The sequence below is a fragment of the Ktedonobacter robiniae genome, from assembly GCF_016587375.1.
Classification (GTDB): Bacteria; Chloroflexota; Ktedonobacteria; order Ktedonobacterales; family Ktedonobacteraceae; genus Ktedonobacter; species Ktedonobacter robiniae.
Genome location: NZ_BNJG01000002.1, coordinates 336,737 through 352,389, shown reverse-complemented (window position 1 = coordinate 352,389; position 15,653 = coordinate 336,737). Strand labels below are relative to the sequence as shown.

Below are 15,653 nucleotides of genomic sequence, written 5' to 3'. Positions count from 1 at the left end.
ACTAATAGAATAACATAGTTCGTCATGGGGTATCTCTTTTTATGGATCTCTTTTGGCGTCAACTTCATAATTCTGCCCTGTCATGATGGAGGTAAGATAATCATCATCAAGCAGTTTGAGAATGTCCCACGGATAATCTTCATCATAATGTAACATCTCTTGCTGCCCATTGTTGATATCTATAATAGGGATATGAAGTTGATGCCTTTTGATGGCTGGCTTCATCTCAGCAATCGTGAGGTTGCTCAGGTAAGGTCGCCTGGCAATGCTAGTCAGCTTCTGCATTTTGCTCTTGTCGTTGATACAGGCCCGTGCAAACTGGCTGAAGTTTTCTATTGGTATGCGCTGCTGTATCAGATCAAGCGTCTCTTTCGCTGACTCAATCAGTTCATTGAGAATTTGGAACATGTAATAGAAGTGGCTTTTTGCCAGAACGAATAAACTTGTATTGCACCCGATGCAGTCAATGGCTTTATCAAACAGGAAGATCGGTGTTTTCACGTCTTCAAACTCATCTGTATTTCCCAGGATGCGCTTGATGGCGATTGGCGCAGAGGCGTGTAATACTCTCTTGGGACTGTAGCGACGATAGAAGTAGATAGGCTGGCCCTGGGGTGGCTGGAGAATAACGACGTAAAAGCGCATCTTCTCTGTAAAGGAAGGTTCTTCTTTGAAGGTTTCGAGGCCGTGGAGCATGTTCAGGGGTTGGTTCTGCTCTACGATATGGTCGTAAGGTGGTTTAGTTAGCTCAATATGTTCAACCTGGTATTTCTCTGGCTTTCCAGCTACATCGAAATCGAGTACCTGTAGGTTATGCAGATGCAGTTGTTTCTGATATTCGACAAGGCAATCAGCTACGAGATCGCGAAATTCCTTCTTGATTGACTCAGCCAACCGTAGTCTGCGGAACTCTGGTAAGCTCTCACTATCCTTGCGTGCTGCAATACAAACTTCTGCCGTACAAGTGCTGATGTCTAGGCTGAGAATATCTTGAAGTGCTCGAAAATACTTGGCTCTGGCAACTGTCATATCGTCTTCTTAACTTTCTTCTCCAGATAAACGTTGGTGCTAATCTCCACGAAGTAAAGTGTGCTATTCGGCCTGATATCCTGGCGTGCGATCAGATAATGTGGCACCTGGTCGGTATTAATGGTGATCGAGTATAGGTGCCATCCGACCAAGTTGAGCATTGGATTTACGTAAATCATATTGGAATTGACGTACAGAATGAGCAATACTGCAACGAGAATCAGTATGGCTGCAGCCTGCTCTGGAGTAGCCAGTGGGAAAGTGACAAATGGGATCAGATACGTTGCAATGTAACTTACAACATTCTCGTCTCGTTTCTCAACGCCTGTAATTTTTGCCTGCGACACACCGCCTCTACTCTTACGCATGCCAATAAAGAGAAAGGTAACCAGGAGGCTAAAGAGCGCAAGAATAAGAATACTAAGCGCCCAGGGAAGATTTGACCGCCATAGTAATATGCTGAAGATGAGCATTAAAGGGAAGTACGAACTAAAAAACAGCATACAGCGAACAAGCAGGCTGGGCATATCTGTATCCCTTCCGCAAGAGCGTTTCACGCCTCTTCCGTAAAATTTACCTTATGATTACACAATTAGCAACAAAGAAGCTGTGATAAGGCCAAAATACTATCCCTTGTAAAGATATTTCAAGGTAGCGAGATGTGATCAGTTCTATCCTTAGAACAAAGGCAATGCTAGCTGAGTTGCGTTGATTGGTTCTGGATTCGCTATGATAGCCGAGTCTTGTTGTTCTTCAGGTTCTATAATATCTGGGACTGTAATATCTAATGTTTCGACATCGATTTTGCCTGAGATTAGTTTGGGGAGTAGCATGTTGCGAGTGCCACGAAGGCTCTCATTTTTTTTACTTAGTTTTATTTTTAGCTCAAAAATCGCTGAAACGTATGAATCAAATTGTTTGATTATTTCATAAGGCGGAAGTATGATCAACAGTCTATGTACATTATTTCTATCGAGTGTAGGGACAGCAGCACCAGAATTAAGCCCAGCCAAGTCAAGAGACCTGAGTAAGTAAAAGGCATAGATAGGCGTAACAGAGTGAAAATGTTTCACCCAGAGTGTTGTATTTAAAGGCCAGAAATCCTCTTTAACATATGTTACAGTTCCTAAAGAACCGCTTCTACCAGTTAATACACCTGGCCCTTTAACCTTTGCTTGATTGTGGGTACCAGCTCTACCTGTGGAGGCGTAAACTGGTATGTTTCCCTTTTCTCTCTGTGCTGTTGGTAAATCAAAACCTCTTTGTAAAGTTAGTGCTGAATCCAACTTTACTACGTTCCAATCTTCCGGTATCATTCCCATTTCCGACTCTACCATCCGATGCTTCTTATGTCCTGGATAGCGAAAATGCACAAACCATTCACTATAGAGCGACTGAGCCAATTCTTCTAAAATAGCAATACGCCGCGTATTGTTCTCGAGGAGATCGTCGTAGGCTGAGAGGATGGAAGCGATTTTGCGTTGAGCGGATAGATGGGGATACTTTACCTGGATGCTACGAATAATACTAGTATTTAAATTAGGAAGTGTAGCACCAATAGCCTGGTTAGCAACCCATGCTACTACTTTAGGATCGCCTAAATAGTAATAAAGAAAGGTTGGATCTAGTACCCTATGTCCGAGGCTAATACGTAAACAACCTGTACCACAAATCCATCCCTCTTCTTTTTTTGTTATAAGTCCTCTCCGTCCTATATCTCCCCTACGCCCATATATTATGTCTCCTACGTGTAATTTGTGCTGTGATAAGCGACGAGTATCGTCATCTCCAATGCGTGCGATATCCTCAACTGATATTTTGCCGTCCACAATATTCTTTGGCATTATTACAGGGGTTCCTTGCTCCAGGTAATCAGATTCGTGCAGTTGTGATCCAAAAGGACCTGTACGTATAGTTCCTCTAACTTCATCGCAAATATCACCAAGCGTACGAGAAATTAACTTCATCTTTCTTTACCTTCCAATAAAGAAATCATGTTCTCACTAATTCGCGTTTCTAGTTCACGTGCTTCAAGATTGAGCATCTCTAATTCCTCATTCAGTTCTTCAAGCTTCATCATAAAATCAAAGTCCTCGAACGCTTTTTCTGCAATTCCTACATAACGCCCGGGATTGAGATTTCCACCTTGCTCTTCGATCTCCTTTAATGTGGCCACTTTACATAAACCAGGTATATCTGAGTATTTGCCTTCAAGGAAAGTTTCCTGCACTCTTGGTTGACTACCATTAACCGTTTCAATCTCTTCCCCACGATAGAGTCGCACGATGTTCGCAATAAATTCTATATCTTCCGGCCAGAACTCGCGGTGAGTACGATCAATGTAGCGATAAATCTGTTGGGCATTGATAAATAAAACTGTATCCTCCCTTTGTGTGCCGCGCTTACCTTTGTCGAGAAACCAGAGAGTGCAAGGAAGTGTCACTGTGTAGAAAAAATTTGAGCTTATTGAGATGATAACATCAACAGATTTTGTCTGTAGTAGCTGGCGGCGTATAGCTAATTCTGAATTACCTGCATCACTCGCAGAACTTGCCATCACGAAGCCTGCGCGGCCTTTATCCTGTTTCAAGGCACTATAAAACATCTGAATCCAAAAATAATTGCCTTTGTTGATGTTGGGTATTCCAAATGGATATCGTTTTTCCTGATTTTGTAGCTTGACCTTATCAATATTTTTAAGATTAAATGGAGGATTAGCCATCACAAAGTCAAATTGTCCCCAAAACTTGTGTAGTTCACCATAAAGGCTATTGGTAAAGGTGATATTGCCTGGGAGTCCATTGACCGCTAGGTTCATGCGGCAGAGGCGTACTGTCTCTTCCATGATTTCCTGGCCCCAGATGGAAATATCATCTGCTTGGCGTTGATGATTGCGCACAAAGCGAGCGCTCTGCACAAACATACCACCGGAACCACAAGCTGGGTCAAAAATGCGTCCTTTGAAGGGCTCTATGATTTCTACTATTAACTGGACTATTGAGGTTGGCGTGAAGAATTGACCACCGCGCTGTCCTTCCGCCATCGCGAATTCACCCAGGAAATATTCATAGACCTTGCCGAAGACATCGCCCTCAATATCGAAAGAAATACTGTCGAGGGCTTTGAGGAGCGCAAATATATTGCTGGTGCTGAGCCGGGTGAAGCTTTTAGGGAGCGCGCCCTTTAAGTCTTCATTTTTTTCTTCGATGTCTCCCATTGCCTGGTTGATGATCTTGCCCATATTGGTGCTTTCTGGTAGCTTCAGCAGTTCGTCAAACTGGGCATATTGAGGAAGTACAAGCGCACCACGCTCTAAATAATCATCGTCTGTAATCTCATAGCCTGCTGGTTTCTCAGCCTGTATCTCTGCGGTCACTTTCTTAAAGCGTTCACTCGCAAAACGGAGGAAGATCAAGCCAAGTACCGGTTCCGAGTATTCAGAAGCTTTCAGGCCTGAGTTGGCACGTAGATCGTCTGCAATGGCCCATAATCGTTTCTCTATCTCTTCCAGTTTTGTTGCCATGTATGAATCCCCTTAGAAGTGTATTGTGAGCGCTTTTGACGTTGCGAATATGTAAAGTTCCACAAAACAAAAGTGCGTCCTATTGGCCTGCATCATAGTATAGCAAAGAGTGACGAAGATATATAGTAGTAACAAACTGATAATGCTGAAGAGGCTATATAGGTTGATATGTTTGCAGATTATAATGATGGATGATGGTCAGATTAGCTCTAATCTCCATAAAGTAAGCATAGTATTTACATCAGATCAATGAAATGTTTTTCTGCTTTAACATTTGTGTTTCTGGAGGGCTAGTTTGACTCATCAGTTAAAAGTTTTAAAGTCATCAAATCCATCTAAATTTAGATTAAATGCGCCCTGTACGCTTTCCCCTTCTAGCCGCTTATCGCCTTCCTTGCGTTGTTTGAAGAAGCACAAATGTGTCTCGTGATGAGTATATTCGTTTGCCAAAATTTGGTAAAGTGGATGCAAGTCCAATATCTGATCATCTCTATCCATTAATACAATGGAGTTTGTCAAGTATTTTGTGTATGTGTTTTTGTCTATTGGGGAAAACGCTCCCCGAATGCAATGGCAAAACAGTTGAGCGCAGGTATCCAGTTTCGAATGGGCATGGTCCACTTTTTGGCAATGTTGTGCATGGCCAGGTACACCACCTTGTACACCGCCTCATCTGAGGGAAAAATGCGATGGTTGCGCGTGACCTTGATGCCTAAGCGAAGAGGTCGCCCTCTCCGCTCGGCTCCAAAACCGTGCTTGAGACTTGTCGCCTCACACGGCTCCTCAATACTGCGGTCATTTGTCATTGATACGCTCCGTCGCGTGTTTCGCATGCCTTTGGTCGTGGCAGTGGCGGTGAAGCGCACATTTGTTGCTTAATTCCTCTCCGCCGCCTTCACTTCTTGGGGTGATATGGTCGATCTCTATGTGATCTTCCTCCCGGAAGTAAAGTTCACACCATCGGCATTTTCCTTGCTGTTTCCGTAGCAGTTTTCCCAGCGTTTTCTTCGTTAATGGGTGATCTTTTAAGCGTTTTGCCCAATAAAGGAGATTTCCGTCGAACGGGCTTGCTTTGCCTTTTACCTTTATGTGGCGTTGGATGGGTATCGCCGCATGCCATCTCAGCACGTGCTGCCCTGGTCCCTCTGGCGTAGCATATGTCCAGGTGTTCCCTTCAATTGTCCGCCAGTACTTCCCTTTTACCCATCTCGCGCTTTTTTTCGGGTGTTTTCGGGTCATCTTCTGCCACAGCATACGTACCAAGTGGTGGTCACATGTCACAAATTGCTTTGTAGACACGACCGTTCGATAGTATAGCGCCCAACCATGGATAACCGGGTTGAGTTGGTCAATGATTTCCTCCTGCGGAAGCGATTGACTTTTCTGCACTATCTTCCTGAGTTCTTGCAAATGGCGTTGGATGCCTTCTTTACTCGGCGTGATGATCGTCTTGAAACCGGACGGTTTTCCTTTGCCTGTATGGGTTTTCCCTACGGGGAATTGTCGAATGGTAAATCCCAAGAAGGTAAACCCTACATTCCCTTGATATTCTTTCAGGGTATGGGAGAGCCGTGTTTTGCTCGGTTTCAATTCCAGTCCGATGCCTTCTAACCATGTAGCGATGGTTTGCTGCGCCTTGATAACTTCTGTTTCCTGGGCATGCAACACCACAAAATCGTCGGCATAACGGATGAGTTGAGGCGCTCCCCGCAGTGCGGATGGAGCCTTGTTCTCACCGATATAGGCGGAAGTCAATGCTGCTTCCATTCCGTAGAGGGCGATGTTGGCAAGCAATGGAGATACGACCCCGCCCTGCGGGGTTCCCGCTTTGGTCGGAGAAAGTTCCAATACTTCCATGACTCCAGCCTTGAGCCAGCCTTTCATCAATCGTCGCATTGCAGGATAGGTGCGCAGTTTTTCTAAGAGCGCTTGATGATCGATATTGTCGAAACAACCCTTGATATCCGCGTCCAGAACATATTTGCTCTTTAATCGGATATTGTTGAAGATTGCTCCTACCGCATCATGGGCACCGCGTCCCGGTCGGAAACCGTAACTATTGGCCTCGAACAAGGCTTCCCATTGTGGTTCCAGGGCAGCTTTGGCGAGTGCCTGACATGCCCTGTCAAACATCACGGGCATCTTCACCGCACACTACCTCCTTTGACAAGCCATCTGTGGAATGGGTGACCGTTACCCATCCATTCCATCCCTTGCATGGTCAACGCGTGCGACTCGTTCGCGTGCGCCGCGGGTCAGATCCTGACCTCATCATTCGTCTGCCCGATGGTTATCACGGAGCGATTGCGGCAAGCCTAACGGATTACGCAGGCGCTTGCGAGGCTGATTCTGGCGCAACAGTACCTGCCCTGCTCTCGATTGAAGGATTGTGGCAGATTGCCCAATTCATTGAGCAGCAACGCCAACGTCATTTGCTTGCAGGAGGTCTTACGATATGAGCGTGATCGTCGTGCTTCATCTGATCGGTGCTCAACAAGGAGGTGTGTGTATGTTGCCCATGTTCTCACACCCATGTTCTCGTGATGTGCAGGTGACACCGAGGCAGGTGTGGCCTGCCCTCCCTCATGATCTGCGCACTCGTATTGCTGGTTTGCTGGCTGAGCTTGCGTTACATATGGTAGCTGCTCATCCTGGCAACGCCTGCACTGCAAAGGAGGCCGGCTGTGCTTACCCGACAACCCGCTCCAAAAATCCGTTCTGATCATCTCGACCGGCTCGCTGTCATCTATGTGCGACAATCGACCTTGTTCCAGGTACGAGAGAACAGCGGCAGTACCACCAGGCAGTATGATCTCGTTCAGCGCGCTCAGGACCTGGGGTGGACTCCTACCAGCATCCAGGTAGTGGACCAGGATCAAGGGCAATCGGGCTCTTCTTCCCTTGGCCGTGATGGCTTTCAATGGCTGGTTGCTGAAGTCGGTCTGGGACACGTTGGAGCCGTACTGAGTCTGGAAGTCTCGCGCTTGGCTCGTTCGTGCAGTGACTGGTATCGACTGCTGGAGATCTGTGCGCTCTCCGAGACGCTCGTCATTGACGAAGAGGGCATCTATGATCCGGGAGCCTACAATGACCGCTTGCTGCTTGGCTTCAAGGGCAATATGTCCGAGGCCGAACTGCATTGGTTGCATCAACGGCTGCAAGGAGGCAAACTGACGAAAGCAGAGCAAGGACAGCTGCGCTTTCGCTTGCCCATTGGCCTCGTCTACGATCCGGTCGGCAAGATCGTGCTTGACTCGGATGAGGCAGTTGCCGAAGCCGTTCGTCTGGTGTTCTCGCTCTTTGAGCACTACAATTCGGCGCTAGCTGTGGTCAGGACCTTTGCTGACCAGCACTTGCGGTTTCCGACGCGTTGGTGGGGAGGCAAGCAAGCCGATGAACTGATCTGGGGCCGTCTCACCCATGAACGGGTCTTGAATATCTTGCATAGCCCTTTGTATGCAGGAGCCTACGTCTACGGGCGCACCCAGTTCCGGCGACGTCCCCTTCCTGGTGAAGAACCTCGCATCAAAGGGAGAACCTGCCGGATCAAACAGGAAGACTGGCCCATTGTGCTGCTGGATGCCCATCCCGGCTACATCACCTGGGAACAATTTCTGCGCAACCAGCGACAACTCGACGATAACCGCACCTGGCGTGCTGAGGAACATCGAGGAGCAGTTCGTGAAGGGCCATCGCTCTTGCAAGGCATGGTGTTGTGTGGCTCCTGTGGTCGACGCATGACCATTCGCTATCAACGCAATGGCTCCTTGTTGATGTATGAATGTCACCAGATCCATTCGCAACTTGCCGGGAAAACCTGCCAGACCATGCGGGGAGATCGTATCGATCAAGCCGTGGTTCGGTGTTTTCTGGAAGCGATCGAGCCTGCCAATCTGGAGGTGGCGCTCTGGGCACTTGATCAGGTGGAAGCGCGTGCCAGACAGGCAGATCAGCAGTGGCACCGCCAGATTGAACGAGCGCAGTATGAAGCTGACCTGGCTTGCCGACGCTACAAGACCGTGGATCCGGACAATCGCCTGGTGGCCAGGAGTCTGGAGCGAGAATGGAATGAGAAATTGGCTGAGGTCGAGCAATTGGAGCGAGAATATGCCCTCTTGCCCAAACAGGCAGCCCTCTCGCTCACAGCCTCACAACGGGAGCAGATTCGCACCCTTTCCCAGGATCTGCCCGCCATCTGGCATGCTCCAACAACAACATTCGCAGAGCGCAAGCGACTGCTGCGTTGGTTGATCAAGGATGTGACGCTCTCCAAGCGAGGCAACGTCATCGATGTTGCCATTCGTTGGCAGACCGAGGCCCTCACGCGTCTAGCCATCCCACGTCACAAAAAATCGTGGGAAGAGCGTCAGACCAGCCAAGAGGTGGTGGATCGCGTGAGGGAGTTGTCTGCAAGCCATACCAATGCGCAAATTGCCGTTGTGCTCAATGAGGAAGGGGCGCAAGCTGGGATGGGAGGCTCGTTTACGACGAGCAAAGTTGAGTGGATTCGCTATGCCTATCACATTCCTACTGGCTGTCCAGAACGTCCGAAGGCAGCTCCAACCGGGCAGCGGGGAGACGGACCCTACTCGGCAAAAGCCGCTGCGGAATTGCTTAACGTGGACGTCTCGACCATTGCCGCGTGGTGCAAGACGGGGCGGTTGGAAAGCGTTCGTTCTACGCCTCTGGGACCGCGCTGGATCACGCTCACCCCTGAGATCATCTCCGCGTTACGCAAGCCCATCAAGCGGAAATGGAAGCGGCACCAAGCCCAAGAGGCAACGTCGTCTGTGGTAAAGTAATACTATGATGGTGGATCGAATCTTCCGATCCACCAGGAGGAGGACACATGGAATCCCGAACATTGCCTGGAAAGAGAGGCAGTGTGCAACACATATGGGAATGCCCAATGGCCTTTGCTCAGTTTTTCCCGGCTTGGGTATCCAGACGCGCCTGAGCGGCTGTGGCTTCCTCTGGCTCATCCGTTTCGGGTGAATTGCTTCCACCATGGCAAATCGACTGGTTGGTTGGACGGATTTTATTCCATCTATGCCAGCGGTTTTCTTGCCCTGGTTATCCTGGGTCACTCGCCGGACTGCTAAGAGTCGAGCGGACCGAGACTTCATTAACAATTTCTGTAGCTGGTGAACTGTTTTCAGATCTCCACGTTCAGAGGCTTTGAAGATGCGCTTTTGCAGGCGGTACTGGTGTTGCTCTAGCTTACGCCAGGGTAATCCTGCCCATTCCTCACTCGAACTTGCGTCCGGTGCCTTGGTTTCTTCCATGCGACTTGCACTCCTTCATTCCACAGTATCGGGTCTGCGTCAGCGTATCCTGGGCATTACCCCAGGCATTTGCTTCTCAGACCATCCCACCAGACAGATGCTTGCGGCTGGTGCCTGCTCATGCTTTCGACCTTGCATGAGAACAATCTGCTGGTTACTTCGTTCCGATAGTCCGTTTTCCGTTGCCGTAGGACTCCTGCTATCCGCCGGGTTTTGTGGGGGTGAATGCCGATCATTTACGCACATGTCGGCCCCTAGCCTTGTCCATTTTGGACCAAGCCCCGCGTTGGCTCAATGATACTTGCGTTAACTCGCGTTGGCTTGTTCATGTTAACGACGGTTCTGGTACAGGTTCGCTTACGCTAGCCATAGCAACTTGCTAGGGATGTTCGTTGCATCGAGTTTGTAACTTAACCCCATTTCCTCCCGCTTCTCAGATTGGTGACCAGTCGCTACTGAGGGGAGAATGCTGTTCCTCTTTTCACCTGGAGGGATGGGAATTACGCCCATCATCGAACTATCAGTTGTCAGCCGGATGTATATCCGGTGCTGTTCCTCCCCCGTTTTCACGGTTTTGGAACAAACGAATCGCACGCGTAACGACATATTGACCGACTCAATGGCGTTGGTGGTGTAAATGACCTTGCGGATGTCCTCAGGAAAGGCAAACAGCGGAATCACATGACTCCAGTGCATAGCCCACAGCTTACTGATGCTTGGATACTGCCGATCCCACTTCTCGGCAAAGAGGTCGAGGTAGACCTGCGCTTCGCTTTCCGTTGCGGCGGAGTAGATCAGCTTTAAGTCGGCTGCCACCTCCTTGCGGTGTTTGTAGGAGACATATTTGAGTGAATTGCGCACCATATGCACCATACAGAGCTGGACACGGGTGCGTGGGTAGAGAGTTTCAATCGCCTCTGGTAAGCCAGTCAGCCCATCGACACAGGCAATGAAGATATCTTTAAGCCCTCGATTATGCAGCTCGGTGAAAACTGACAGCCAGAATTTGGCCCCTTCATTGTGTCCCAGCCACATCCCAAGCAATTCTTTTTGCCCTTCCATATCCACGCCCAGAGCCAGATAGAGCGCTCGATTGATGATGCGCTGGTTCTCGCGGACTTTCACCACCAGGCAATCAACGTAGACAATGGGATAGACTTGCTCCAGTGGACGGTTCTGCCATTGACGTACCTCCTCCATCACGGCTTCGGTGACGTTAGAGACAAAGGTGGGAGAAATCTCCACCCCATACAACTCCTGGATTTGTGCTTGGATATCTCTGGTTGTCATGCCACGCGCATAGAGAGCCAGAATCTTGTCTTCGAAGCCCTCCAGTCGCATCTGGTGCTTGGGAACCAGGACCGGTTCAAAGCTGGCTTCACGGTCACGTGGGACAGCAACCGTGATTTCTCCTTGTGATCCCTTGAGGGTCTTGCGGCTGCTTCCATTGCGGGTGTTGCCTGGGCTCTCGCTACGTTTGGTGTGCTTAGGATAGCCCAGGTGCTCTTCCATCTCTGTTTCCAGGCAGCGCTCAATGAGGGCCTTGGTCAGTTGTTTGAGTAAGCCACCCTCAGCAAGAATCTCCTTGGGGTCGCCACATTCTTTGAGCAACTCATCGATCAGTTCGCGTCGAATGGTCATCGGTTTTCCTCCTTCTTGCATCATCTTCATCTACTACGTTTTCTGTGACCACTTACACAAAATATTTTACATCCTCTTTAAGCCGTGGGGAGTCGTCACAAAATGAAAGGCTACAAATGACACTTGCCTAGCTGATACGCCTGTTTGTATCATAAACCTCTATTTGACAATTTATATGGTTTCATTCAATGCTTCTTCCATCCTCGGAGGCTCGATTGGCTGTCCGATGACGTGACAGACGCGCGGATTCTTCAGGCAATCTCTATCTCGGTTGACGATGTCAAATACTCCCGGACCAATATGCGGTTTGGGACAGAGTATGCTGCATGATTGTGGTGTATAACCTGCTGCATTTACGGTTCCTCTCTCCAGAAAGGTTCCCTGACAGACCGGTTTGGATCGCTCCGGCAGGTTGTCGGTGGCGCGATCGAGGATGGCCCGCAGCCGCTGTTGCAAGATGGATAGTGGAAGCGCCGGGCTGATCTGATACAGGTGGATTCCCGGCGAGGCGATTGATGATGGCTGATAGTGCCCCTCTCTACGCTGAATGGTGCGCGTAATCTGAGTATCGTCCGTCGGCTCGGCGATAAGGGGAAAGAAGAGCATCCCGCATGGTGATCCCAGCAACTCCATGTCGCCGAGCATCTTTTTGATCGGTTTATGGGTACTGGTCGGGTCGCTACCACTTAGATAGTATTTGGCGTCGAGAATAACGGATGGCTCACGCCAGATCAATTTCTCCCGATGCTCGACTGTGAGTGGGGTTTCGCGCTCGATAGTGTAGTCGGGACGCGTTGCGGGACCGTGCTCCCATGTCGATCGATAGTTGCTTGAAGTGTCAAGCTGGCGGTTGTAGATCAGCCGGAAACGCCGTTGCTGCCAGCTAAATGTGCACTGCAACAGGTCGGTAGCAATTGTCATGTCTTGTGGCTGAATTGCTGCCTCCTGCTGTAAAAGGTGAATCATCTCCAGCATGATCCAGAGTTCGTATAACCATGCGTCCGTCTTTTCATCATTGCGGGTGGTGCTCAGGGTGGTGGACCGTTTGTCGGTTGCACGCCCAATCCTGAAGCGGGTAAAGTGTTGCCACCATGCCAGGAGATCCCGATAGGATCCGGGACGCAGACGGGGTGCAATTGTCTGGATGTGAGCCTGGATGTCGATCTGGCTGGCCTGTTCTTTGAGCATACGGGCGTAGGGGGCGCTAAGCTCGCGCTCGACACGCTCGTCGGCGCTGACCAGTGTCTGACGCTCCTGAACGTTCAAGGCTTCGTCGTCAAAAAATTCTCCGATGGCCTGCTGGACTTCCTGACGAAAGGCGAGCAGGATGGCGACAGTCAACAGGTTCTCCGGCGTTTTCATGCTGCGCTGACGGATACGGCTCTCGAAGAGCAATGCCGGTTGTCCGGGTAGCTGCTGCCAACTTCGCTCCAGCGTGCGATTCCAGTCGATGTTGCCACGTGTTGGCGCTTCCTCTCTCAGACGGAGATGATTGGTCTGTAAGCTCAGTTGTCGTCTGATACGCGGCATAATGTCGTCCAGGAGCTCATTACTCAATGTTTGTAATTTGATGTATCGATCGTATTTCTGTAAGAGGGGGATGGACGGTAATGTGCTGCTGGCAAAGAAGAGACGAAACTGGTTGCGCAGGAGCGGTCGGTCGTGCTGCATGAGGAGACGCAGCACACGTCTTTGCAAATGCTGCGACCAGCCGTATTCTTGTGCCTGTCCCATTCTCTTGTCACTGATGGTTGATGTCTCGCTCACGTTTGTGCTTTCTCGTGCTTGTTCCTCATCCCTCTACAGACCGCGTTCCGCTTTAAACGAGCGCAGACGACGGGGGAACTGTGGAAGCGCTGGAAGTGGACTTTCGAAGTGGAAGAGCCAGTTTAATACGTCCAGGGAAACCTGCGGCTGATCCTGGGCAACGATGCGTTCTACCTCCTCGTCGCTCAATATTGGTTTGTTCTGGTTATCGTGGACGCTGCCAAGTGCAATCAGTTGCCCGGTGAGACGTTGTGGCGTGCTGGTCAGGTCTATCAGCAGAGTGTTGTACTGTGCACCAAAGCTTGTATGATCGACGCTAAGATAGGTATGCAGAACGTCGATTTCATCGGGTAGCAGAACCTGGAGTTGGTCCGCGACAGTATGGCAGAGGGCATGATCCAGGGCCTTGCTCCATTGTATATCTGTGGTGTAGTTTTCGAGTACACCCCGAATGAGCATATGCTGAAGCAGCGTAATCGCCTGGGCTGTTCCCAACTGACGGTAGATGCGAATGACCTCCAGGAGATTCCACATCTGCTCGAAGATCTTCTGAAAGGCGAGCTGCTCCTGCTTCCAGTCGATGGTGTAGGTCCCGTTGCTGTCGGATTCGATGGTTGCGTGGTTCTGCCAATAGATGCTGTCGCCCTCACCGATGGTGATGGTCGGGCTCAGATGGCTGATCTTCTTCAGGGCCTTATAGAGCGCAATGCTTTGTTCGGCGGCACGTTGTGTTCTTCCCGGTGGATTGATCTCGATGAAGGAGAATCGTCGTTTTAATGCCTCGCTAATCTGGTTGAGATAGCTGCGGTCGAAGCTATTCAGAGTCCCGATGATACGGAAATCCTGTGGAATGGGCAGTGTCGCGCTACCTCCATCGATGGCGACACGCAGAACGTCGTTGCCGCCCAGCGAGGTGAGCGCATCACCGAGCGCAAGATCGATAGGGGCGCGATTGAATTCGTCGATGACGAGCCATTGTCCACGAAATTGTTGCGCCACACCACGCTGGAAGCCACTAGTAGTGGTCACGGTGCTCCGTTGAAGTGTGACGTTACTCCATTCCTCCGGTCGGTCCTCCGGTCGGCTACCCTGGAAGGACCAGTTTTTGAGAATGGCGGTGGTGAGATGGCCGTACTGCACGCTGTAGGTGACGGTGCCGTTCTGGCTCTGCGGGGCGATACCACTGATCAGGGTTCGCACACTCCATTCGTCGGTGGCGGTGACCAGCTGCGTTGTATAGGCTGTCTTCGTGGTCAGGTTCGGCTCACTCTCATCATCACTTTCTGGATTTTCCTCGCTCCTCCACAGGTATTCGGGGATGATGCGGGCCAGTTCGGTCTTGCCGGTTCCCGGCGGTCCCGAGAGGATGACGTGCCCTGCCAGCAAGGCGTAATAGATACTGCGGATCGTCTCTTCATCGAGGAGAATCTGCCGTTGCACCTCTTGAATCAGGCGCGTGAGGAGCGGCTCTGGGGTGGCTTGCAACGGCCCGTTCTCGATCAGTTGAGCGGTACTGTGCCGGGTGATGTCCGGTTCTGTGACACCCTCAGACGATTGCTCGCTGTTCGTATTGATGAAGTCCGTATCTGACGGTTCACGTGTGGTTTCGGGTCGGGCCGGGCTGTGTGCCAGCAAGGTATTGGTTTCTCTTTCTTTGATCAGCGTGTTCGTTGGCTCGGCGAGAGATTGCAGGTTTTGGGTGACCCAGAGGCAAAAGCTTCCGGCCCAGTAGGCGTCGATTTTGATGCGTGCATCTTGCTCGACGAGAGAATCCAGCAGGTGCAAACAGGCCTGGTGCTCGGTATTCGAATGCACTTCGATGGCATTCGGCCCTAGCCGGAGGTTGGGCGGCTGCGATACCAGGTAGGCTTTGATGAGCAGGAAGATTCCCTTGCGCAAACTTTCATAATAGATGATGCTGCTATGCTCTGCATCGAGCCAGAAGGCGAACAGCGAGATCATAAAGGCGCTGTTGCGGGCGGCGACAATCATATTGCTGGATTTACCGTCGCGACGGAGACGCTCTCGTTCCTGGAGCAGGAATTTGTAGCATTGTTCGATGCGTTGTCCCAGGTTGCGCGCGTTTAGTCCGCTGAGGATATGGCGGAGCTGCTTCTCGGCATAGGAACTGGCATCATTATGGTATTTTCCGAATTTGTTGAGCTCCATCATGAAGCCAAATCCGGTAGCTTCCCAGTCCTCTCCTGCTCGCAACGTTTTCTCCAGTTGTATACGCAAACTCTGTATATCGATGTCTCCCTGGATAAATTCCTGGACGAGGGCGCGAAGTGCTGGAATGCTGGCGTTCCGCCTTGCAGCTAGCTGGATGCGCGCTTGCCGAAATTTTGTATCGGCCAGATAGGCGTGTATGACTTCTGCCAGGGTGGTTGGCATGGATATGCTCCTTC

Annotated in this window: 9 protein-coding genes and 3 pseudogenes; 2 read left to right on the top strand and 10 right to left on the bottom strand. The window is 50.3% G+C overall.

Features of this window, described 5'->3' with window-relative positions; all coding sequences use genetic code 11:
• Positions 1 to 39: 39 nt before the first annotated feature.
• The 6 genes and pseudogenes from JMJ04_RS22135 to JMJ04_RS22110 all read right to left on the bottom strand — a co-directional run bounded on the left by JMJ04_RS22135 (position 40) and on the right by JMJ04_RS22110 (position 6,694).
• A complete protein-coding gene (locus JMJ04_RS22135) occupies positions 40 to 1,029 on the bottom strand; it encodes a Kiwa anti-phage protein KwaB-like domain-containing protein (RefSeq protein ID WP_201372651.1) in 990 nt (329 codons plus the stop codon).
• Positions 1,026 to 1,556 carry a hypothetical protein gene (locus JMJ04_RS22130; RefSeq protein WP_201372650.1) on the bottom strand — a complete coding sequence of 177 codons (531 nt, stop codon included), beginning with the start codon at positions 1,554 to 1,556 and terminating at the stop codon, positions 1,026 to 1,028. Before JMJ04_RS22130 ends, JMJ04_RS22135 begins: the two co-directional genes overlap by 4 nt.
• 150 nt (positions 1,557 to 1,706) lie before the next feature.
• Positions 1,707 to 2,996, bottom strand: a complete 1,290-nt coding sequence (locus JMJ04_RS22125; RefSeq protein WP_201372649.1) for a restriction endonuclease subunit S — start codon at positions 2,994 to 2,996, stop codon at positions 1,707 to 1,709.
• On the bottom strand, positions 2,993 to 4,552 hold the full coding sequence (locus tag JMJ04_RS22120; protein WP_201372648.1) for a type I restriction-modification system subunit M: 1,560 nt from the start codon (positions 4,550 to 4,552) through the stop codon (positions 2,993 to 2,995). The genes JMJ04_RS22125 and JMJ04_RS22120 overlap by 4 nt, the downstream gene beginning before the upstream one ends.
• Positions 4,553 to 5,094: 542 nt before the next feature.
• Positions 5,095 to 5,259 (bottom strand): annotated as a pseudogene (locus JMJ04_RS48775) (IS256 family transposase); the annotation flags it as partial.
• Positions 5,260 to 5,347: 88 nt separating this feature from the next.
• Positions 5,348 to 6,694, bottom strand: coding sequence for a group II intron reverse transcriptase (locus JMJ04_RS22110; protein WP_236038578.1), 1,347 nt, complete (start codon positions 6,692 to 6,694; stop codon positions 5,348 to 5,350).
• 44 nt (positions 6,695 to 6,738) lie between these two features.
• Between JMJ04_RS22110 and JMJ04_RS22105 the strand changes: the two genes are divergently transcribed.
• Together JMJ04_RS22105 and JMJ04_RS22100 are read left to right on the top strand one after the other, a co-directional pair.
• Positions 6,739 to 7,011, top strand: a complete 273-nt coding sequence (locus tag JMJ04_RS22105; protein WP_201372645.1) for a DUF5372 family protein — start codon at positions 6,739 to 6,741, stop codon at positions 7,009 to 7,011.
• Between the two features lie 225 nt (positions 7,012 to 7,236).
• Positions 7,237 to 9,354 (top strand): recombinase family protein, encoded by a 2,118-nt coding sequence (locus tag JMJ04_RS22100; protein ID WP_201372644.1) that lies wholly within the window; start codon positions 7,237 to 7,239, stop codon positions 9,352 to 9,354.
• A 93-nt stretch (positions 9,355 to 9,447) separates the two neighbouring features.
• Here the strand turns inward: JMJ04_RS22100 and JMJ04_RS22095 are convergent.
• The 4 genes and pseudogenes from JMJ04_RS22095 to JMJ04_RS22080 form a co-directional block, all read right to left on the bottom strand.
• Positions 9,448 to 9,837 (bottom strand): annotated as a pseudogene (locus JMJ04_RS22095) (reverse transcriptase N-terminal domain-containing protein); the annotation flags it as partial.
• Positions 9,838 to 10,335: 498 nt separating this feature from the next.
• Positions 10,336 to 11,478: pseudogene (locus JMJ04_RS22090) on the bottom strand (IS256 family transposase); the annotation flags it as partial.
• Between the two features lie 171 nt (positions 11,479 to 11,649).
• Positions 11,650 to 13,245: a hypothetical protein gene (locus tag JMJ04_RS22085; protein WP_201372641.1), complete on the bottom strand. Its 1,596-nt coding sequence runs from the start codon at positions 13,243 to 13,245 to the stop codon at positions 11,650 to 11,652.
• Positions 13,246 to 13,278: 33 nt separating this feature from the next.
• Complete coding sequence (locus JMJ04_RS22080) at positions 13,279 to 15,639, bottom strand: AAA family ATPase (protein ID WP_201372640.1); 2,361 nt, start codon at positions 15,637 to 15,639, stop codon at positions 13,279 to 13,281.
• Between the last annotated feature and the right edge of the window lie 14 nt (positions 15,640 to 15,653).